Source organism: Clostridium acidisoli DSM 12555 (genome assembly GCF_900176305.1).
In the GTDB taxonomy this organism is placed as follows: Bacteria; Bacillota; Clostridia; order Clostridiales; family Clostridiaceae; genus Clostridium_I; species Clostridium_I acidisoli.
In genome coordinates, this window is record NZ_FWXH01000012.1 from 72,318 (window position 1) to 92,048 (window position 19,731).

18 protein-coding genes are annotated in these 19,731 nt (G+C 31.3%); 14 read left to right on the plus strand and 4 right to left on the minus strand.

The genetic code is table 11. The features are described from left to right. Nucleotides 1-35 precede the first annotated feature (35 nt). A complete protein-coding gene (locus B8978_RS13700) occupies nucleotides 36-365 on the plus strand; it encodes a winged helix-turn-helix transcriptional regulator (protein ID WP_084116606.1) in 330 nt (109 codons plus the stop codon). Nucleotides 366-371: 6 nt separating this feature from the next. After that, on the plus strand, nucleotides 372-623 hold the full coding sequence (locus B8978_RS13705) for a kinase to dihydroxyacetone kinase (protein ID WP_084116607.1): 252 nt from the start codon (nucleotides 372-374) through the stop codon (nucleotides 621-623). A 98-nt stretch (nucleotides 624-721) separates the two neighbouring features. Here B8978_RS13705 and B8978_RS13710 read toward each other — a convergent pair whose 3' ends face one another. Beyond that, a complete protein-coding gene (locus tag B8978_RS13710; RefSeq protein ID WP_084116608.1) occupies nucleotides 722-1,276 on the minus strand; it encodes a helix-turn-helix domain-containing protein in 555 nt (184 codons plus the stop codon). A gap of 168 nt (nucleotides 1,277-1,444) precedes the next feature. Here B8978_RS13710 and B8978_RS13715 point away from each other — a divergent pair, with 168 nt between their 5' ends. The 5 genes from B8978_RS13715 to B8978_RS13735 all read left to right on the plus strand — a co-directional run bounded on the left by B8978_RS13715 (nucleotide 1,445) and on the right by B8978_RS13735 (nucleotide 8,650). Beyond that, nucleotides 1,445-2,377: a DMT family transporter gene (locus B8978_RS13715; protein ID WP_084116609.1), complete on the plus strand. Its 933-nt coding sequence runs from the start codon at nucleotides 1,445-1,447 to the stop codon at nucleotides 2,375-2,377. A gap of 117 nt (nucleotides 2,378-2,494) precedes the next feature. Beyond that, nucleotides 2,495-6,829 (plus strand): DNA polymerase III subunit alpha, encoded by a 4,335-nt coding sequence (gene polC / locus B8978_RS13720; protein WP_084116610.1) that lies wholly within the window; start codon nucleotides 2,495-2,497, stop codon nucleotides 6,827-6,829. A 132-nt stretch (nucleotides 6,830-6,961) separates the two neighbouring features. Beyond that, the gene (locus tag B8978_RS13725; protein WP_084116611.1) at nucleotides 6,962-7,525 is read left to right on the plus strand and encodes a DUF6143 family protein; all 564 of its coding nucleotides are present in this window, start codon (nucleotides 6,962-6,964) and stop codon (nucleotides 7,523-7,525) included. 346 nt (nucleotides 7,526-7,871) lie between these two features. Continuing rightward, nucleotides 7,872-8,213: a cupin domain-containing protein gene (locus B8978_RS13730; protein WP_084116612.1), complete on the plus strand. Its 342-nt coding sequence runs from the start codon at nucleotides 7,872-7,874 to the stop codon at nucleotides 8,211-8,213. Between the two features lie 14 nt (nucleotides 8,214-8,227). After that, nucleotides 8,228-8,650 carry a hemerythrin domain-containing protein gene (locus B8978_RS13735; protein ID WP_242950564.1) on the plus strand — a complete coding sequence of 141 codons (423 nt, stop codon included), beginning with the start codon at nucleotides 8,228-8,230 and terminating at the stop codon, nucleotides 8,648-8,650. A 75-nt stretch (nucleotides 8,651-8,725) separates the two neighbouring features. Here the strand turns inward: B8978_RS13735 and B8978_RS13740 are convergent, their stop codons facing one another. Further along, on the minus strand, nucleotides 8,726-9,067 hold the full coding sequence (locus tag B8978_RS13740) for a winged helix-turn-helix transcriptional regulator (RefSeq protein WP_084116613.1): 342 nt from the start codon (nucleotides 9,065-9,067) through the stop codon (nucleotides 8,726-8,728). Nucleotides 9,068-9,094: 27 nt separating this feature from the next. Then, entirely contained in the window at nucleotides 9,095-9,784 is a 690-nt protein-coding gene (locus B8978_RS13745; protein ID WP_084116614.1) for a YjjG family noncanonical pyrimidine nucleotidase, read from the minus strand. 155 nt (nucleotides 9,785-9,939) lie between these two features. Between B8978_RS13745 and B8978_RS13750 the strand changes: the two genes are divergently transcribed. The 4 genes from B8978_RS13750 (at nucleotide 9,940) to B8978_RS13765 (ending at nucleotide 15,129) form a co-directional block, all read left to right on the plus strand. Continuing rightward, nucleotides 9,940-10,629, plus strand: coding sequence for a Crp/Fnr family transcriptional regulator (locus tag B8978_RS13750; RefSeq protein ID WP_084116615.1), 690 nt, complete (start codon nucleotides 9,940-9,942; stop codon nucleotides 10,627-10,629). A 32-nt stretch (nucleotides 10,630-10,661) separates the two neighbouring features. Further along, nucleotides 10,662-11,498, plus strand: coding sequence for an NAD(+) diphosphatase (nudC, locus tag B8978_RS13755; protein ID WP_084116616.1), 837 nt, complete (start codon nucleotides 10,662-10,664; stop codon nucleotides 11,496-11,498). Nucleotides 11,499-11,560: 62 nt separating this feature from the next. Then, nucleotides 11,561-12,160, plus strand: coding sequence for a hypothetical protein (locus B8978_RS13760; RefSeq protein ID WP_084116617.1), 600 nt, complete (start codon nucleotides 11,561-11,563; stop codon nucleotides 12,158-12,160). Between the two features lie 26 nt (nucleotides 12,161-12,186). Continuing rightward, nucleotides 12,187-15,129, plus strand: a complete 2,943-nt coding sequence (locus B8978_RS13765; protein WP_084116618.1) for an ATP-dependent DNA helicase — start codon at nucleotides 12,187-12,189, stop codon at nucleotides 15,127-15,129. 76 nt (nucleotides 15,130-15,205) lie between these two features. Here the strand turns inward: B8978_RS13765 and B8978_RS13770 are convergent, their stop codons facing one another. Further along, nucleotides 15,206-15,937, minus strand: a complete 732-nt coding sequence (locus B8978_RS13770) for a YoaK family protein (RefSeq protein WP_084116619.1) — start codon at nucleotides 15,935-15,937, stop codon at nucleotides 15,206-15,208. A gap of 102 nt (nucleotides 15,938-16,039) precedes the next feature. On the opposite strand from B8978_RS13770, the gene B8978_RS13775 reads away from it, so the two are divergent. The 3 genes from B8978_RS13775 to B8978_RS13785 all read left to right on the plus strand — a co-directional run bounded on the left by B8978_RS13775 (nucleotide 16,040) and on the right by B8978_RS13785 (nucleotide 19,668). Beyond that, a complete protein-coding gene (locus tag B8978_RS13775) occupies nucleotides 16,040-16,993 on the plus strand; it encodes a LysR family transcriptional regulator (RefSeq protein WP_084116620.1) in 954 nt (317 codons plus the stop codon). Between the two features lie 24 nt (nucleotides 16,994-17,017). Next, a complete protein-coding gene (locus tag B8978_RS13780; RefSeq protein ID WP_084116621.1) occupies nucleotides 17,018-18,160 on the plus strand; it encodes a glycerate kinase family protein in 1,143 nt (380 codons plus the stop codon). An 87-nt stretch (nucleotides 18,161-18,247) separates the two neighbouring features. Further along, nucleotides 18,248-19,668, plus strand: a protein-coding gene (locus tag B8978_RS13785; protein WP_242950543.1) for an IS3 family transposase whose coding sequence is annotated in 2 segments (ribosomal slippage) — nucleotides 18,248-18,734 and nucleotides 18,734-19,668 — 1,422 coding nt in all. Because the reading frame shifts where the segments join, the coding sequence is not laid out codon by codon here. Nucleotides 19,669-19,731: the final 63 nt, after the last annotated feature.

The window sequence follows — 19,731 nt, forward strand, 5'->3', positions numbered from 1 at the left end:
GTATTGTTATAAAAATGTATTAGGAGAAGAATTTAATGTCAAAATCAATTAATTTGGAATCAGATTGTCCCATGAATTTAACTATAAACATACTTAGTGGAAAGTGGAAATTAGCAATTCTTTGGCATCTATCAAGGGGAACTATTAGATTTAATGAATTGCAAAGAACATTAAATAATATTACTCAAAAAACATTGACAATGCAATTAAGGGAGCTAGAAAGAGATGAAATAATCTGCAGGAAAGTTTATCCAGAATCGCCGCCAAGAGTAGAATATGGATTAACTAAGATTGGAGAAAGTATGCAGCCTATACTAAGTGCTATGTGTGAATGGGGAAAAGATTATAAAAATTTGAAAGGATGAAATATTATGTTGGAATATAGATATGATACGCAGTTACTGATTGAAGGAAAGAATCTTGATGAAGATGTAATCAATGATTTTTTTACTAATAATTTTAAAGGAGATTGCTTACTTGTTGTAGGTGATGAAGACCTTATTAAAATTCACTATCATACTAATGAACCTTGGGAAATATTGAAATATTGTGCTTCATTAGGAGAAATATATGATATTGTAGTGGAAGACATGGATCGTCAATCAAGAGGACTTAATGGTTAATAAACTACAAATTATAGTAGCAACCAACTGCCAGTGGGGGCTACTATTTTTTTTAGATTTTTTTCTGTAAATTACTCAGTTTAGCATTGATGTGAATATTATTTAAAATAAAGTATTATATTTTGAAATACTGATATGTATTGACTTGTGTTCTTATATGTATGTGGTTTATTGGCCATAAATTTCATAGAATTTCCTTTTTGTAATATAAATTTTTTGTCATTTATATTTATCTCAATTTGTCCTTCTGTAACTATAATGTATTCTTCAACACCATCATTATGAGGAACAGATATATGGTCACAGCCCGGTTCTAACTCTATAGTAAATATCTCAAAACCTTTATTGGCATCGAAGGGAAATATTGGATACAATCTCATTTTACCGTTATCTTCCAATATTGGGGTGATATTGTTTTGGTATATTGTTTTTAAATCATCTTGATTTTCATCAATAAATAGTGAAAAAGACACTTTTAAGCCAGTTGCAATTTTCCATAGTGTAGAAACTGTTGGGTTTGACTGACCTCTTTCTATTTGACCCAACATTGCTTTACTAACGCCGGTTAATTTAGCCATTTCGTCTAAACTTAAATTTCTTTTATTCCGTATATCCTTCAACTTGTTGCCTATAATTAAATTTAAATTTTTCATAACTTAACTCCTTATAGTTATATGATTTTATATGTTATAACAGATATTATTTTATAACATCTTAGTGAATATGTAAATTTATATTGTACAATATAACGCATATAAGTATAATATAACATATACAAATTACACGATTTGTAAATATAATTTAAAATAGGGAGTTATAAAATGACAAAGGCATTTATATTAGGAATAACAGCATCATTCTTTTTTGCATTTACTTTTGTTCTAAATCAGCAAATGAATGTTTCAGGGGGTAGTTGGCTTTGGAGTTCATCACTGAGATATATTTTTATGTTACCAATTTTATTTATTATTATGATTATAAAAAATCAATTATTTGACGTATTAGAGGATATAATAAAAAAACCTATACAATGGATTACTTGGAGTACAGTGGGATTTGGCTTGTTTTATGCACCTTTGACGCTTGCTTCAATATATGGAACATCATGGCTAGTTGCTGGAACCTGGCAACTAACTATAATTGCTGGGGCACTTCTAACTCCACTATTTTTTAAGAGCATAGAAACTGAAAATGGAATACTGAAGATAAGAAGTAAAATTCCTAAAAAATCTTTGCTAATGTGTTCCATAATTTTATTAGGTATATTTTTAATGCAGCTGCAACAAGCAAAAAATATTTCTGCCCTAAATGCATTTTTAGGAACTATACCTGTTGTTTTAGCAGCAGTTGCTTATCCACTTGGTAATCGTAAAATGATAGAAGTTTGTGGCAATAAATTTAGTACCTTTCAAAGAGTGTTTGGTATGACCCTTTGTAGTATGCCCTTTTGGATAATCATAGCAACATTTGGAATGTTAACTGTTGGTATGCCAAATAAAGGACAGGTAACTCAATCCTTAATAGTTGCTGTTTTCTCAGGAATTATTGCTACAATACTATTTTTTAAAGCAACGGATATAGTTAGCAGTGATACATATAAGTTAGCTGTTGTAGAATCAACACAGTCTGGTGAAGTAGTATTTACCCTTCTAGGAGGAGTGTTTATATTTAATGATAAAACTCCAACATTTATTAGCCTAATAGGAATACTGCTCGTAGTTATTGGAATGGTTTTAAATAGTCTTATTGAATAATAGAAGGATAACATTTTAAAATAGGAAATATATTTTTAAAATATGTATTTTTATAAAAGTTCTGATAAAATATAATAATAAAGTACTAAAAATTTTGGAGAGAGGTTAAAGAATACCATGAAAAGAATAAATGAAATTTTTAGTGATTATGAAGCAAATGGTAACATAAATGCTGCCATTGTAGAATCGGTAGTCCTAAGGAAAAAAAGTAAACGGCTAGATATGGAAATCAGTTCAGATAAATATATTGAAATAAGAGAATTTGAAAGCTTTAATAGGTTTATAAGGAAAAGATTTGCTTTAGAAGATTCCATAATTGCTGTAAAGTATGCTGATGGAACGGATAAAAAGCCAATAGAGGAGGAACTCAAAAATATTGTGCTTTTAGTAGCAGATAAATACCCTGCTTTAAAATCAGTGCTAAATAAGAGTGAATATAAAGTAGATGAAAACACCATAAATTTTAACTTTAAAATTGCGGTATCCGGTTTTCTTAAAACTATGAATTATGATAAACAGCTTCATAAAGCAATAAAAAACCTGTATGGAACTACATATAATATAAATTTTGTTGATAAGGTAAGCAGTGAAGAATTAATTCTTCAAGAGGAAGCACGTGATAAGGAAATGCTTGCAATTTCAAAGGAAATTAAGGCTGCTATGAGTAATAATATTCCTAAGGAAGTTTTCACTAAAAAAGAGGAAGTTAAAGCAGATACCGATGGTAAGAAAGCTAATTCATCCTTGATATTAGGAAGAAATGCTAAGATTAAGGAACCTGTGATAAAGATTACGGACCTTACACCAGACGAGGGAAGAATATGTTTACAGGGTGAAATATCGAATATTGAAGCAAAGGAATTAAAAAGTGGCAAGACATTAGTTTCCTTTGATTTATACGATGGCTCAAGTTCTATGACATGCAAGTCATTCCTGAAGCCTGGTGACGATACAGAGGTGTTACCTAAGCTTAAAAAGGCTAAGTGTATTAGACTTGTAGGAAGTGCAGGGTATAGCAAATTTTCCGGAGAAGTTGAGATGATTGCGAATACTATAATAGAAACAGAAGGTGTAAAAAGAGCCAAGAGGCAGGACAACGCAGAGGTGAAGAGGGTGGAACTTCACATGCATACACAGATGAGCCAGATGGATGCTATGACTAGTGCCACTGATTTGATTAAAAGAGCCATGAGCTGGGGAATGAAGTCAATTGCAATAACAGATCATGGAGTAGTGCAGGCTTTTCCAGAAGCCCATAAACTTTTAGGAAGAGATAATCCTGACATGAAGGTAATATATGGAGTTGAGGCCTATTTGGCGCCGGATAAAGAACCATCCGTAACAAATTCCAAGGGGCAGAGTATTGACACCACATATTGTGTTCTGGATTTGGAAACCACGGGCTTTTCACCAATAACCGAAAAAATAACTGAAATAGGAATCATGAAATACAAAGATGGAAAGGTGATTGATCAGTTCAGTTGCTTTGTAAATCCTGAAAAACCTATTCCTTCAAGGGTTGTTGAGATTACAAATATAACAGATGATATGGTAAGAAAGGCAGAAACCATAGAGCAGGTTTTCCCTAAAATGCTGGAATTTATTAGGAGAAGTGTATTGGTTGCCCATAATGCCAGATTTGATGTTGGCTTCTTAAAGCATAATGCAAAGAAATTAGGTTATGATTTTGATTTTACGTATGTTGATACCCTATCATTAGCACAGGCGGTTTTTCCTAAGTATAAAAGCTATAAATTAGGCAGAATTGCTAAGAACCTTGGCATAAAAGTTGAAGTTGCGCATAGAGCTTTAGATGATGTTGACACCACAGTTAAAGTGTTTAAGGTAATGCTTGAGGAATTAAAGGAAAGAGGGGCTAAGACCTTAGAGGAGATAGATTTCTATGGTTCTGATGAAGAGGCTAAAAAAGAAGAATATAAAAAACTTAGAACCTATCATGCGATAATATTTGCAAAGGATTATGTGGGCTTAAAGAATTTATATAAGTTAGTATCTTATTCACATTTAGACTATTTTTACAAAAAACCACGTATATTAAAAAGTCTTTATAAAAAATATTCAGAGGGATTGATTCTTGGAAGTGCTTGCAGTGAAGGTGAACTTTTTCAAGCCATTTTGCTTGGAAAATCCGATGAGGAAATTGAAGCTATTGCTAAGGAATATGACTATCTAGAAATTCAGCCTCTAGGGAATGATGATTATTTAATAAGGTTGGGGCAGGTACCTAATGGGGAATATCTAAAGGAGATTAACAGAAAAATTGTAGCACTGGGAGAAAAATTAAACAAACCTGTAGTTGCTACTGGAGATGTTCATTTCATGGATCCTGAAGATGAAATATACAGGCGTATACTGGAAGCTGGGCAAGGGTTTAAGGATGCAGACAATCAAGCTCCCTTATATTTAAGAACTACAGAGGAGATGCTTCAAGAATTTTCTTATTTAGGAAAAGAAAAAGCCTATGAAGTGGTAGTTACTAATACCAACTTAATATCGGATATGTGTCAGCAGATTAGTCCTATTTCGCCAGAAAAATGTCCGCCGCATATAGATGGCTGTGAAGAGACAATTAAGAATATTGCCTATGAAAAGGCGCATGAGTTGTATGGAGATCCACTTCCAGAAATTGTTCAAAGCAGACTTGATAAGGAACTGGAATCTATTATAAAAAACGGTTTCTCTGTAATGTACATCATCGCTCAAAAGCTAGTGTGGAAATCTAATGAAGATGGCTATCTGGTTGGTTCTAGAGGATCTGTAGGTTCCTCTTTTGTGGCAAATATGACAGGTATAACAGAAGTAAATTCCTTACCACCTCATTACAGATGCCCTAAATGTAAGCATTCGGATTTTGGGGATTATGGAGTTAAAAACGGCTTTGATTTACCAGATAAGTTGTGCCCGGTTTGTGGAGAAAATTTAACTAAGGATGGTATAGATATACCTTTTGAAACCTTTCTAGGGTTTAATGGTGACAAGGAGCCAGATATAGATTTAAACTTTTCAGGGGAATATCAGGCAAAGGCTCATAGATATACAGAGGTCATCTTTGGAAAGGGCACAACATTTAAGGCCGGAACAATAGGCACTATAGCAGAAAAAACAGCTTTTGGTTATGTTAGAAAGTATTATGAGGAGAAAAACATTCCAGTAAATAAGGCTGAAATAACGAGAATTGCATTAGGCTGTACAGGAATAAAAAGAACAACTGGACAGCATCCAGGAGGAATTATAGTTGTGCCAAAGGGCAGAGAAATCTTTGAATTTTGTCCTGTTCAGCACCCTGCCAATGATTCTGAGTCAGATATTATAACAACACATTTTGACTATCATTCTATAGATCAAAATTTGTTGAAACTTGATATACTTGGACACGACGATCCAACTGTTATAAGAATGCTGCAGGATATAACAGGAGTAAATCCTCATAAGATACCACTAGATGATAAGGAGACAATGTCTTTATTTTCATCTACACAAGCTCTCGGAGTAACACCACAGCAGATAAATTCCAAGGTGGGAACCTTTGGTATTCCTGAGTTTGGAACTAAGTTCGTAAGGGGAATGCTTCTAGATACAATGCCAAAGACCTTCTCAGATTTAATATGTATATCTGGACTTTCCCACGGTACGGATGTATGGCTTGGAAATGCTAAGGATTTGATTGATCAGGGCATAGTTACATTAAGTGAAGCGGTATGTACTAGAGATGATATTATGATTTACCTTATCAAAAAAGGCTTGCCACCCAACACTGCCTTTAAGATAATGGAACTAGTTCGTAAGGGAAAAGCACTAAAGGATCCTCAAAAATGGGCGGAATATGAGGCTTTAATGAGGGAACATGAAGTGCCAGAATGGTACATAGATTCCTGTAGAAAGATAAAATACATGTTTCCAAAGGCCCATGCTGCAGCATATGTAATGATGGCCTTCAGAATAGCTTGGTTTAAGGTACACATACCTAAGGCATATTATGCAGCTTACTTTAGCATTAGGGCAAAGGCATTTGACAGTGAATTTATGATATTTGGAAAAGAGAAAGTTAAAGAAAAAATGAAGGAAATTCAGACAATGGGTAATGAAGCCCCTCCTAAGGATAAAGATATGTATGATGATTTAGAATTAGTTTTAGAAATGTATGAGAGAGGGATTAAATTTCTTCCAATTGATTTATATAAATCCCATGCTTCAAAATTTTTGGTGGAGGAAGATGGTATAAGACCACCTATAAACAGCATATCGGGTATGGGAAACGTGGCAGCAGAAGGCATATACAATGTAGTACAGGAAGAAAAGTCCATAAGCTCTATAGAAGATTTAAAGAAACGTGCTAAAATAGGAAATTCATCTATAGATTCACTTAGAAAGTTTGGGTGTTTACAAGGGCTTCCTGAAAGTGACCAATTGAGTTTTTTTGATGCAATTTAACTGTTAAGTAAATTAGTCCAGGGAACTTCTTTCTGGGCTTTATTTTGCTTGAAGAACTATAAAAATTCATAGTTTCTATTTTCATTAATAAATCATACTATATACTGAGGAAATTTAAAGGAGGTATTTTTTATGTCACCAAATGATCCTTATGGGCATAATGTTAAATGGCAAAGTTATAATCACAAACCAAACAAGGTTGTTACTATTGCAAATTCATTAGATAAGTCTCTTGAGGGCACATATTTTGTTGGACAAACACCAACGCTAACTTTAAATAATAATATGGCTTATGGTGCGTTATTTAACCCTCCAAACTCAAGAGTTGATTTATTTGTAAATGTTTTTACCATTACCAATTTTTCGGATATACCTTTGAAGGCTAAGATATGGATTAATTCAACTCCAATTCCACCTTGGAGTGAATCCCAATTAGTTACCACAACTAATACTGCTATTTGTCCTACTCCTATTTCAAAAATCAAAATAATATACAGTATGGATTCTTTTCCTATAACTACTGGAGTTAATGCCTTTGACAGAATAATTCCAGGTAAAACTACCATTGTTGCTGAAGAAGATGGAAAATATATTATTCCATCTAATAAGTTTTTTATTATTTCCTTAATACCAACTACTCCAGGTGTAATAAATGCAGCTATTGCTTTTGGATTTTGGACAGCTTCATCCTTTTAGCTTTTAAGTTAGTGGCAAAAACATTTGTAATGTTAAAAAAATAGATTAGATTTAAAATATTAGCGCTGTACTGTTTTAACAGTATAGCGTTTTTATTTTTAAAAATTTTTAACTAAAGGTATATTAAAACGTGATTCAAATCACAGCTTATTAAAATTAATAAAGTTATAATAAAGTGAAACTTGCATTCAGATGGTGTTTTGGTTTTGACACCGTCTGAGTGTTAGTTGAACTAGAGTCCAGCGCGTAGCATCCGTTAACTCAATGCTTGCATAAGTGGGAGTCTTACGGATGGTAGCGAATGGGTGAATTCATGAGTTAAATAAAATTTAGGGGGATAAATATAATGAACGGAAAATTTTTTAAGAATATAGAATTTGCAAAGGCATTAGCACTTAAGGAAGATGTAAAATATGCTCAAGGACAAGTAGTTAGTAAGACATTAGTTCAAACAGAAAATGTAAATATAACTTTATTTTCATTTGATAAGGGCGAGGAAATAAGCTCACATTCAGCACCAGGAGATGCATTAGTTTATGTGTCAGAAGGTGAAGTTATTATAACAATTGGAGATAATAGTCCAGTGATTGTTACAGAGGGAAACTTTATAGTTATGCCAGCTAACATTCCACATGCACTAGAGGCAAAGGACAAGTTTAAAATGATGCTAATAGTAGTAAAAGGTTAATGGGAAGTGAGAATATGATAAATATAGATAATTTTACAAGGCAACATAAAGATATCGTAGAAGAATTAAATCATATTGAGGAAATAGTAAGTAAGGAAGATTATCAAAATAATCTAAATGAGTTTGTTTCGCATATAAATGTTTTAGCTGGAAAGTTAAAAATTCATTTAAATTTTGAAGATAAATTTTTATACCCAAACTTAGTTAACGGAGAAGACATTAAGATAAAAGATATGGCAAATTCTTATATTACCGATATGGGTAACATTGCTGATGCGTTTACAAATTACAAAAATGAATTTAATACCAAAACCAAAATTAACCAAGGGCTTGATACATTTTTGTCGCAAACAAAAACTATAGTAAACAAAATAAAAAAGAGAATATCGAAAGAAGAAACTGAACTGTACAGACTAATTGTTGAAAAAGGAATATAAGAAAATAAACGATATATTTACAGAGAAATTAGCACAGTTAATTATAAAGCTGTTTTGATAATATGTTATCCTGAATTAGTCACATCCACCGTCTAACTCAGGATAATATTTAGCAGACCAAGCTTCAATTTCTTTAATGATTTTAGTGAGTTCTTCACCTCTATCAGTAAGGTAATACTCAACCTTAGGTGGGATTTCAGGATAAACCACTTTATTTATTAAACCATCGTTTTTTAATTCAGTAAGTTTTTCGTTTAGCACTTTTTGGCTTATACCATTGGTTATCCTTTGAAGTTCTAAAAATCTTGTAGGCTCATCATACAAATGACATAATATAACAGCTTTCCATTTACCTCTAATAAAATCCATTGCAAAGTCTAATAAACATATATATTTTTTCCCATTATAATTAATCATTGGATCAACTACCTTCTTTATTTATAGCTATTTTTCAAGCATAATTTTAAGCTCCATCAAATTAGAAATTTCATAAGTAGCTTTTAGCTTAGTTTTATTCTGAGAATTATTTTGGTTAAACCAACAGGTATCTATACCAAAATTTATGCCACCTCGTATATCGGAAGTTAAGCTATCTCCTACCATCAATACCTTGCTTTTGTCTGTATGGTTCATGTTTTTTAAAGCAAGTTCAAATATTTTAGGATTTGGTTTTGATACATTTACTTCCTCTGATATTATTATATCCTCGAAGTATTTTCCTATAATAGATTTTTTTACTCTCTTATTCTGAACATCTTTAAGTCCATTAGTTATTATAACAAGTCTATACTCCTTTTGTAAACTTTCTATGAGCTGTACACTATCCGCATATAAAAAGGATGCATTAGATAAATGCCTCATATAGGCCTGTGCAAATTTGGTTTCGTCTAGGCTAAGGTTTAGTGCAGCTAAAAATCTTTTAAATCTTTCAATCTTTAATTTTTCTTGAGTAATAAGTCCTTCCTCAAGTTCCTTCCATATAACATCATTTATATGCTTGTACACTTCTAAATGATAAGTTTCATCATAATCTATATTAAATTCAAGCATAGTATTTTGAAGAGCAACCCTTTCTGATTTTTCAAAATCAAATAAAGTCTCATCTGCATCAAACATTATAATCTCGTATTTCACAATAATCACCCTTTACTTAACTTTACATTCTCTAATAGATAAGTTACCATATTTATATGAATTTTCATAGGACATATGTCGTATTTAGCATATGAAATGAAATAAGATCAGCATATCAACTTGTTATTTATTTTAAGGAGTATTAAGGAGAAGTTATGAAAAAAGTTACTAATATCAAGCTCTTAAATAGGTATTTTGTTAAATATAATGTGGAAAATATATTTGATAAAGAAATAATAAAATATGCAGAAATTGATTTTTATGAAAAAGGAGAACTTATACTAGAAGCAGAGTCTGAACTTAAATATTATTATCTGCTTGTAGATGGGAAAATCAAAATATCTTATCTTTTTGAAAATGGTAAATCTATGTTTTTAAAGTTTTATAAAGATTTTAAAACCATAGGGGATTTAGAACTTTTAAAAAATATTCCTATACGATGCAATGCTCAGGCCATAGAAGACACTTATTTGATTGCTATACCTTCGGATATACTTAGAGAAAAGTATATAAACAATGTAAATTTCTTACATCATTTGGTTAACTCTCTAAGTGAAAAGCTTGATGTAACGATTAATAATACGTCTTACAATTATATATATCCATTGATTAATAGATTGGCAAGCTACCTAATTGAACGGATAACGGATGAAAATTGTGTTTTCTTAAATTTATCATTTAAAGAAATTGCCCAGCTTTTAGGAACAACGTATAGGCACCTAAGTAGAACTTTTAAGGAACTTGAGTCAAAGTCAATTATAAGATGTGATGACAAAATAACTCATATATTAGATGAAGATAAGCTTCGAGAATTGTGTAAGAATACATATATACAAGACATATAATGATAGGATAATAGGTAAAGGAATGATTAAATATGAAAAACGATTTTAAAATATTAACTGATACATTTAGAAAAAGTAAATCTGATGATTTATATTTCACATTTTTTAAGGGAAGTTTATTAGTGAAGAGAACAAAAGGGGCTTTAAGTATTCCTGTGTTTGATGAAGTAAGAAAATTAAAGGTAAAGTATGAAAATGAATTCTTTTTAGGAGAATTAGCGCATCAGGCTTGTTTTTGCATTGAAGCATCTTCTGAAATTAATTTGTTAAGGGATTTTGAACTAATACCTTTATATGAAATTGGAAAATCAATAGGTGAGGAATTGTTTTTAGTAGCAGGAAGAGCCAGCCAGATATTAAATTGGAACAATACTCATAAATTTTGTGGCAAGTGTGGTTCAAAAACAGAAAACAAAAAAGATGAAATAGCAAAAGTTTGTCCTAATTGTAATCATGTTATGTACCCTGTAATTTGCCCAGCTATAATAGTTGCAGTTACAAAAGGAGATAAGATATTGCTTGCACATAATGGTGGTTTTAGAAACAATATGTACAGTTTAATTGCAGGTTTTGTAGAAGCTGGAGAGGATCTAAAGAGTACAGTAAAAAGAGAAGTATTTGAAGAGGTTGGAATAAAAATAAAAAATATTAGATATTACAAGAGTGCACCATGGTCATTTCCCAATTCATTAATGATTGGATTTTTTGCAGAATATGAGTCTGGCAAAATAAAGGTTGATGGTAAAGAAATATTAAAGGCTGATTGGTTTACTAAGGATACATTTCCTAATTTACCGCAGAATTTTAGCCTTGCAAGAAAAATTATTGATGAGTTTATTGATAGAAATGTATCTCAGCGGGTGCTCTAAAGTAAATATAAAACTTATGATACAATATAGTATAGGAAATTAAAAGGAGATAGGCATTTTATATGGATAAGAAATTTAAGCGATTAACTGCAACTGAGATTTGGGAAAAACTTTATAATAAGGAACTTAACTCTAAGAAAAATATTTTAGAATACATTGAGTTAACAAGAGTAATTAGAGAAAATGTAGAAGAGGAGCAAATCCAAGATACATATAATTACATTTATGATAGCATAGAAAAACTAAAAAGTTCTATAAAACCAAATACAATGATGTATTTAAAGAATAGTTTAAAAGCAAAGCTTGGAAAATATGTTAAAGAAAAAGATCCAAAGCCAGTGAATTATTTTATAGAGTTTTTTAAAAAGGCATACCCTGAAAACAGTAGGAGAAAAGATTTCACCTGGGTTCTAATGGATATAAACAATATATCTGAAGAGCAGATATGGACTACGTTAACATATGTTAATAGAGAATGTTTAAATAATAAGCTAATTTTAAGTGCGGATGAAAAAAAAGATATAGTGGCGGTAATTGAAATTTTACTTAGCAAAAATAATATTAAGTACATAAATGACATTAGAAATCTTAAACAACTAACGGATAGACTAAATATATCTATTATAAATGCGGGCAAAGTGTTTAAGGTAAAACAAAATTAATACTTCCACAGAGTCAAGGAGAAGTTATGAAGCCGTATAGTATATTAAATAATGTAGTGTTTTTAGTTTCAAAAAATATAAGCGTTGATAAAAGTATAAGCATAAGGGCCATTAAGATAAAAAATAAAGTAGTTACTAAATTTAGTACTTTAATTAATGCAAAAAAATCGAACAATATGCAAGAATGTAAGGAGGATATGAAGAAACTACAAGATTTCTTTGAAAACCTCCCTTTAATTTGTCATGATTCAATTGTTAAAAAAGGACTTCTTAATATAAATAATGAGTTTTTAGATTCGTTAGAGCTTATTGCTATACTTTTCCCAGAACTCCAAGAGTTTAATCTTAAGTATTTAATAAATAAATTTATGCCTAATTATAAGGATAAGGAGCACAGCACGGAAGATAGTCATATAGAAGAAATCATAGAGATAGTTAATTATGCTATAAGCCATTTTTATTATGAAAATGGATACACGCTTTCTATGAATTTTATAGATCTTGAACATTGGAACTGGTATAAGCATGTTTCAAATGTAAACATGGATGATGTGAAGTTTTTTCTAGATAAAGATGAATTTATTGCATTAGATAATAATAAAGCTCAGAGTCCTTATCCAGTTTTTGCACTTAAAGATTATGAAAAACTCTTCGACCGTAAAGATATTTGGCAAAGAAATGGGAAAAGTTACACTTCAAGACCTAAGCAAAGAGAGGCATCAACATTTGTACGCCAAGGGCTAGAAAACGGAAAAATTACAATTATGGAGGCGCCAACGGGTTTAGGGAAAAGTATGGCTTATTTACTGCCAGTTGCTATATATACACATCTTAAACAAGAAAAAGTTATTATATCTACTAACACTAAGGGATTGCAAAATCAACTTGTAGAAAAAGATATTCCAAACCTTTTAGAAGCACTAAATTTAAGTGGCGATGTGAATTATACATTAATAAAAGGAAAAAGTAATTATCTTTGCTTTGATAGGTTTCAGGATATAGAATATCCAAAGGACATGAAGACGCTTCTTGGTTACGTATATTTAAAAAGACTTATAACAGAAAAGGGAATTGGAGATATCGAAAGAATAAGTGATGATATAAAAGAAAAATTTAATTTAAAAGAATTACTAGATAAGTGTTGCTGCGATTCAGAACTTTGTGATGTAGACAGTTGCAAATACAAGGAGCAATGTTATTATGCCTTAAATGTTGAAAATTTAAAAGAAGCACAGCTTATTGTAGTAAATCACGCTTTGTTATTAAAGTGGCCGTATCAAAGTATAGCTCCACTTGAAAATATTGTGGTGGATGAAGCCCATAATCTTACTAAAGAGGCTTACGATACCTTTGAATCAAATCTTATTTCTTATGAATTTCAGAAATTGTTAAAGGATATATATGATAGCACTGAGAAGAGTGGATACTTGTATTATTTGTCCAAGAGAACTAAAAAGGAAACTTTGCCAATAAGAGAAGTGGAGATTGGCATAGAAAATTGCAGCAATCAAATTAACAATATTAAACTTGCGTTTGAAAACTATATTATGACTAGTAAAGTGAGTATGGAATACAACATTAAAGAGCATTTAAATAAGGATAATCCTCATATAGAAAATATAATAAAATATTTAGAATACCTTAAGGATGACATGTCTAATTTAAATATTGAATTAGACAAAGCTGTTTCAACTTTGAAAAACATAGCCAATTTAGAAAAAGATAAAAGGCTTAAGATATTAGTAGAGAAAATAGAAACTATAAATAAATACATTATGCTTTTAGAGGCTGTTTGTGTTCAAAGTGAAGAAGATTATTGCTTCTATTTTGAGTTGGATAGAAATTTTCAGTGGTGGAAGATAAGTAGTATACCTTTAGATGTATCAGGAGCATTCTATGAAAAAGTTTTAAATGGAGTTAAAAGTTGTTTGTTTTTATCTGCTACTTTAAGTGCTAATAACAGTTATGACAATTTAAAAAACACATTGGGCATTAATATTGCGAGTTCACAAAACAAAGAAATAGTAGAGGTACAACCTATAAAACCAATTTTTAAATACAAAGATAAAAGTGCAATTTACGCTATAAAAGATATGGATCCCAATAATGTAGAAAACTTTTCAAAAGAAATGAAAGAATTTGTTTTAGAACTTTTACATAAAGTTGAAGGTAACATCATTATGCTTTTTACAAGTAGAAAAAGACTTGATGCATTTAAAAAAGAAGCTTTAGAAGACATTAACGCTTTAGGGGTAAGGATTATAGGCGGAAAAAAGGATATAGAAAACCTGAAATCAAGAGATGAGAGGTGTATCCTCCTAGGCTCAAAAGGATTTTTTGAGGGCATAGACATTCCAGGAGATAGTATGAACACAGTGGTTTTGGATAAAGTTCCTAATGTAAATAGCAAGGAACCTTTTTACAAGTCGTTAATAGATAAGCGTAGTCAGGAATGTGGAGAGTATTGGAGTGCTTATGCACAGATAAATTTACCAATTGTATCTATAGATTTAAAACAGATTTATGGGAGACTTATAAGAACAGAATATGATTATGGTTCTCTGTTTATTATGAGCAAGTTTGATAGCACCAATTCCACAGTAAAAAAACTTGAAAATCAACTCTATGGTGTTCCTATTATAAGAAGAGATAGATATGAAATTTTTAAGGATTTAAGTTTAAGGCAAATAAGATGGAAACAAATAAATCTTTATAAAATAATGAAGGAGATTAAAAATCTTCTGCAAAAATCTATTTCAGAAAAAAAGCATGCTAATAAAATCAAATCCCTTAAAGATGCTGAGAGTTTTATAAATAAATTTATGGCTTTAGAGTACAACAAAAGAAATTTAAAATACGATGTAAATATTTTATTAGAGGAAAAATTAAAGATTTATATTAGTGGCGAGGAAATAAACTTAGGCAAAAACAGGGGGAATATAGAACAATATTTTAAAGATATCTTATAATATTTTATAGAATTACATGTGTGAGAAATAAAAAAATAAGGAAGGGACATATGTTATTATATGACCTTCCTTATTTTTAAGATAAAGTAGCTTCTACCCTAGTATTTTCAGTCACTTCTAATAAAACAAGAGAAAATATAAGTAAAATTACAACAAACCATACCGACTTATCACCAATAAAAAATGTTAGAAAACCACCCAAAAAAGTTCCAAGAAAAAAAGCAAAAATTACTGTAAAATAGTGGAGAGCTTTTATAGCAGCATCATAATCTTTTTGTGTAAAGGCAAGGTACGCAGCTTGCGAAGCGGAACGGAGGTTTCCAGTACACATAGTTGTAGCATATGGATAGCCGGATAGATTTTTAAATGCGCAATATTGAAGGGAAGCTGCAAAGGATATTGTAATGTTAACACAGTTGTTTGAGAAATTTTTTGGCATAAAACCTATGATAAAAAATATTATGATTTCAAAAACTAAAACTGCATGTTCCCATTTTGATAAAAATGAAACAGAAAAATTCTTTTTTGTAAATTCTGCAGCTATTACACCAAATATAAATGCAACAATTGGAAATATATGAATTATTGTTTCATGCCAATTTCCCTCAAAAGCATTTATCCCAACTAAAACAATGTTACCTGTTTGAGCATTTGAAAAAACGCCACCTCTGCCGATAAAGGTATATGCATCTAAAAAGCCACCAACAATTGCTAGAAGTATTCCTAACATAATGGATTCAGAGGTAATGTTAGGTAAAAACATTCTTGATCTAATCTTTTGTATTTTATTTATGCTTTCGTTAACCAAAGTCTTTAGGACTCCTTTCAATGAACCTTGTTATAAAAATAACTTTATTTATATTATACTATATATAAATGTTAAGATGTGTTGAAAAAAGGATGGATTAAAATGGATTTTAATCAATTAGAATATGTGATGGCTATAATAGAAGAAAAAAGTATATCCAAAGCAGCAAAAAAACTATATATATCACAGCCTTCTTTAAGTCAGTATATCATTAGGTTAGAAGAACGATTAGGGGTAAAGTTATTTGATAGGACGGGGAAATCTCTTTCTTTAACGTTTGCAGGTAAGAAATACGTGGAGACGGCAAAAATAATGCTAGATTTAAATAAAAAATTACAGCGAGAACTTAGGGATATAGCAGATTCAAAAAAGGGAAGAATAATAATAGGAATTCCAAATCAAACTAGTAGATATATATTGCCACTTATATTGCCAGAATTTCACAAGCAATTTCCTGAAATAGAGCTTGTAATTGAGGAGGAGGTTACAATGCAATTAGAAGAGATGTTGATAGAAGGGAAAATAGATATTGCAATATTGAATCTGCCAATAAAACATGACAAAATTTTATATGAGCCTATATCTGTTGAAAGAATATTTCTTGTGTCACCTGAAAATTATGATTTTGGTTCAAAGATGCAATTGAACAATGGACAAAAACTTTATTTCAGCTATTTACGTGATGAGGAGTTTATTTTATTAAAACAAGGTCAAAACATGAGAATTACTGCAGATAAAATATTTCAGCGAGCACAAATGGAACCTCGTATTATTCTTGAAGTTACTAATCTTGACACTGCAAAGCGAATTGCTGCAGCAGGAATGGGATTTACCTTTGTGCCAGAAAATGTTGTTTGGCTTTCAAATGCAGAAAAATATAAAAATTATTTTTTAGTAGATGATATAACATTTACTATTGTAGTGGCATATAGACCCAATGAATATCTTACAGAAGCAACGCGGAAGTTTATTACAATGACAAAAAGCATTGTGGCATTAAATAATAAAATTAGAACAAATAATAGTAGGAATTATCCCAAGATTTACATTAAATAGATTGTTCATAGGAGTGAAGGTAGAATGAAAAAATTTAAATTTGTAGTGGCACCAGATTCATTTAAAGAAAGCCTAAGTGCCTTTGAGGCGGCTAAGGCAATGAAAGATGGAATAAAAAAAGTATTTAAAGATTCTAACATTGAACTTATACCAATGGCGGATGGAGGAGAAGGAACTTTAGAAGTGATAATAAATTCACAAAAGGGAGAAATGAAAAATTTAAACGTAACTGGGCCTATGGGTGAAAAAGTACAAGCTAAATACGGATATATAGAAAAGGATAAAAAAGCAGTTATAGAAGTAGCAAAGGCTTGTGGCTTAGAATTAATTGATATAGAAAAAAGAAACCCACTAATCACAACGACTTATGGGGTTGGAGAAATGATTTTAGATGCTTTAGACAATGGAGCAAAACATTTAATAGTAGGACTTGGGGGTTCGGCTACAAATGATGGCGGATTTGGAATGTTAAATGCCTTAGGAGCAAAGGCTTATGATATAGATGGAAAAGAAATAGGCTATGGTGGAAAAGAACTTAGTAAAATGGATAGAATAGATTTGTCAAATGTAGATAAACGTCTCAGAGAGGTATCAATAGAGGTTGCCTGTGATGTTGAGAATCCATTAATAGGCAACAATGGCGCTACATATGTTTTTGGACCTCAAAAAGGAGCAGACAATGAAAGCTTAAAACTTTTAGAAGACGGCATGACTAACTATTCAAAAGTCGTTAAAGAAAATTATGACCTAGATATTGCAAATATGCCTAAAGCTGGAGCAGCAGGTGGACTTGGTGGAGCCTTTTTAATATTAGGAGCTGAGCTGGTTAAGGGAATAGAAATGATTCTAAGACATACAAAGTTTGAAGATAAGATAAAAGATGCGGACTATATATTTACAGGTGAAGGAAGCATTGATTCTCAAACAAAATATGGTAAAACAATTGCAGGAATATCAGAAATAGCCAAAGTGTATAATGTGCCTGTAATAGTACTTGCAGGTAAAGTCAATGATGATGTAAATGAACTATATTCTATAGGTATTACAGCTGTATTTGGAATTATTGATAGACCTAAAAGCCTTAATGAAGCACTTAAAGATGGATATAATAGCATAAAAAAAACTTCCGAAAATATAGCTAGAATTTTGGCAATAAGCAAGGTATGATAGAAAAGTAGCAAGTCAATATTCTATAATGAACTGACCCCCATAAGTTAGACCTAAAAATCTAATGTATGGGAGGTCAGTTTTTTTATGGCAAAATATAGTTTTGAATTCAAGAAAAAGATTGTTCAAGAATATCTATCAGGTGAAGAAGGAGCACACTATCTTTCAACTAAATATGGCGTTCCTGCACATCGAAATATACAACAGTGGATAAAAGCATACAAAAAGTATGGCGATAAAGGATTAATGCGTTCGAGAAAAAATGAAAAATATACTTTTGAATTTAAGACCCATGTGGTAGAGTTATACTTATCTAAAGAAGTTTCTTATCAGGAACTGGCTTTATCGGTTGGAATCGGTAATCCGCCATTAATAGCGAAGTGGGTTAATGATTTCAGAATTTCAGGTCCTGATGCTTTGAGACCAAAGCGGAAAGGGAGGAAGAAATCATTGGAATCTCCAAAGACCTCACAATCAAAAGAACAGTTTGATACAAAACCAGTGGATACAAGTGTTGAGCATGTTAAACAGCTTGAAGATGAGTTACTTAAGTTAAAAATAGAGAATGCCTATTTAAAAGAACTGAGGAGGTTGCGTTTAGAAGAGGAAACTCTTCTGAAAAAACAGCGGGAATCATTCACAGCCTCCGAGGATACTTCAAACTAAAAGATATTCTCGCATTCACAGGTTTTCCTAAATCAACATATATGTACTGGCAAAAACGCTTTGATAGAGAAAATCCAAACAAGGATCTTGAACAAAGAATCCTTGAAATCAGAAAAGAGAATAAAGATTTCGGCTATCGTCGGTTATATGGAGAATTAAGAAAACAAGGACTAGTTGTAAACAAGAAACGTGTTCAACGAATTGTTCAGAAGCTAGGTCTTCAAGTTACTTCGTTTACCAGAAGAAGCCGTAAATACAGTTCTTATAAAGGCAAGGTGGGTAGAGTTGCTCCTAATAGAATTCACAGGAGGTTTGAAACTCATATTCCACACCAAAAGATTACAACAGACACTACAGAATTTAAGTATTATGTTATAGATGATAAAGGAAGAATGATCATCAAGAAACTTTACCTAGATCCATTTATGGATATGTGTAATAGAGAAATAATTAGTTATTCTATTTCTCAACGTCCGTCTGCTGAGAATATAATGAATGCATTAAATGAAGCTGTAAAAATTACAAGCGATTGTAAATATAGGCGTACATTTCATTCGGATCAAGGATGGGCTTACCAGATGAAAGCTTATTGTTATAAGCTAAAAGAAAATAAAATCTTCCAAAGTATGTCCCGGAAAGGAAACTGCCATGATAATTCAGTAATGGAAAACTTCTTTGGAATTATGAAACAAGAAATGTATTATGGTTTGGTTTACTATAGCTATGAGCAACTGAAAGAGACAATAGATAAATATATAAAGTATTATAACGAGAAAAGAATTAAAGAGAAACTAGGATGGATGAGTCCTGTAGAATACAGGCTCAGCCTCTTGGCTGCTTAAAATAATTGCGTAGCAGTTAAAAACTACTACGCAATAAAGTCTAACTTATTGGGGTCGCATCAT

Excerpts from the sequence above, each read along its gene's own strand:
- B8978_RS13725 (WP_084116611.1), top strand. The coding sequence starts at position 6,962 with ATGTCACCAAATGATCCTTATGGGCATAATGTTAAATGGCAAAGTTAT.
- B8978_RS13705 (WP_084116607.1), top strand. The coding sequence starts at position 372 with ATGTTGGAATATAGATATGATACGCAGTTACTGATTGAAGGAAAGAAT.
- B8978_RS13750 (WP_084116615.1), top strand. The coding sequence starts at position 9,940 with ATGAAAAAAGTTACTAATATCAAGCTCTTAAATAGGTATTTTGTTAAA.
- B8978_RS13760 (WP_084116617.1), top strand. The coding sequence starts at position 11,561 with ATGGATAAGAAATTTAAGCGATTAACTGCAACTGAGATTTGGGAAAAA.
- B8978_RS13710 (WP_084116608.1), bottom strand. The coding sequence starts at position 1,276 with ATGAAAAATTTAAATTTAATTATAGGCAACAAGTTGAAGGATATACGG.
- B8978_RS13730 (WP_084116612.1), top strand. The coding sequence starts at position 7,872 with ATGAACGGAAAATTTTTTAAGAATATAGAATTTGCAAAGGCATTAGCA.
- B8978_RS13735 (WP_242950564.1), top strand. The coding sequence starts at position 8,228 with ATGATAAATATAGATAATTTTACAAGGCAACATAAAGATATCGTAGAA.
- B8978_RS13715 (WP_084116609.1), top strand. The coding sequence starts at position 1,445 with ATGACAAAGGCATTTATATTAGGAATAACAGCATCATTCTTTTTTGCA.
- B8978_RS13700 (WP_084116606.1), top strand. The coding sequence starts at position 36 with ATGTCAAAATCAATTAATTTGGAATCAGATTGTCCCATGAATTTAACT.
- nudC (WP_084116616.1), top strand. The coding sequence starts at position 10,662 with ATGAAAAACGATTTTAAAATATTAACTGATACATTTAGAAAAAGTAAA.
- B8978_RS13780 (WP_084116621.1), top strand. The coding sequence starts at position 17,018 with ATGAAAAAATTTAAATTTGTAGTGGCACCAGATTCATTTAAAGAAAGC.
- polC (WP_084116610.1), top strand. The coding sequence starts at position 2,495 with ATGAAAAGAATAAATGAAATTTTTAGTGATTATGAAGCAAATGGTAAC.
- B8978_RS13765 (WP_084116618.1), top strand. The coding sequence starts at position 12,187 with ATGAAGCCGTATAGTATATTAAATAATGTAGTGTTTTTAGTTTCAAAA.
- B8978_RS13740 (WP_084116613.1), bottom strand. The coding sequence starts at position 9,067 with ATGATTAATTATAATGGGAAAAAATATATATGTTTATTAGACTTTGCA.
- B8978_RS13775 (WP_084116620.1), top strand. The coding sequence starts at position 16,040 with ATGGATTTTAATCAATTAGAATATGTGATGGCTATAATAGAAGAAAAA.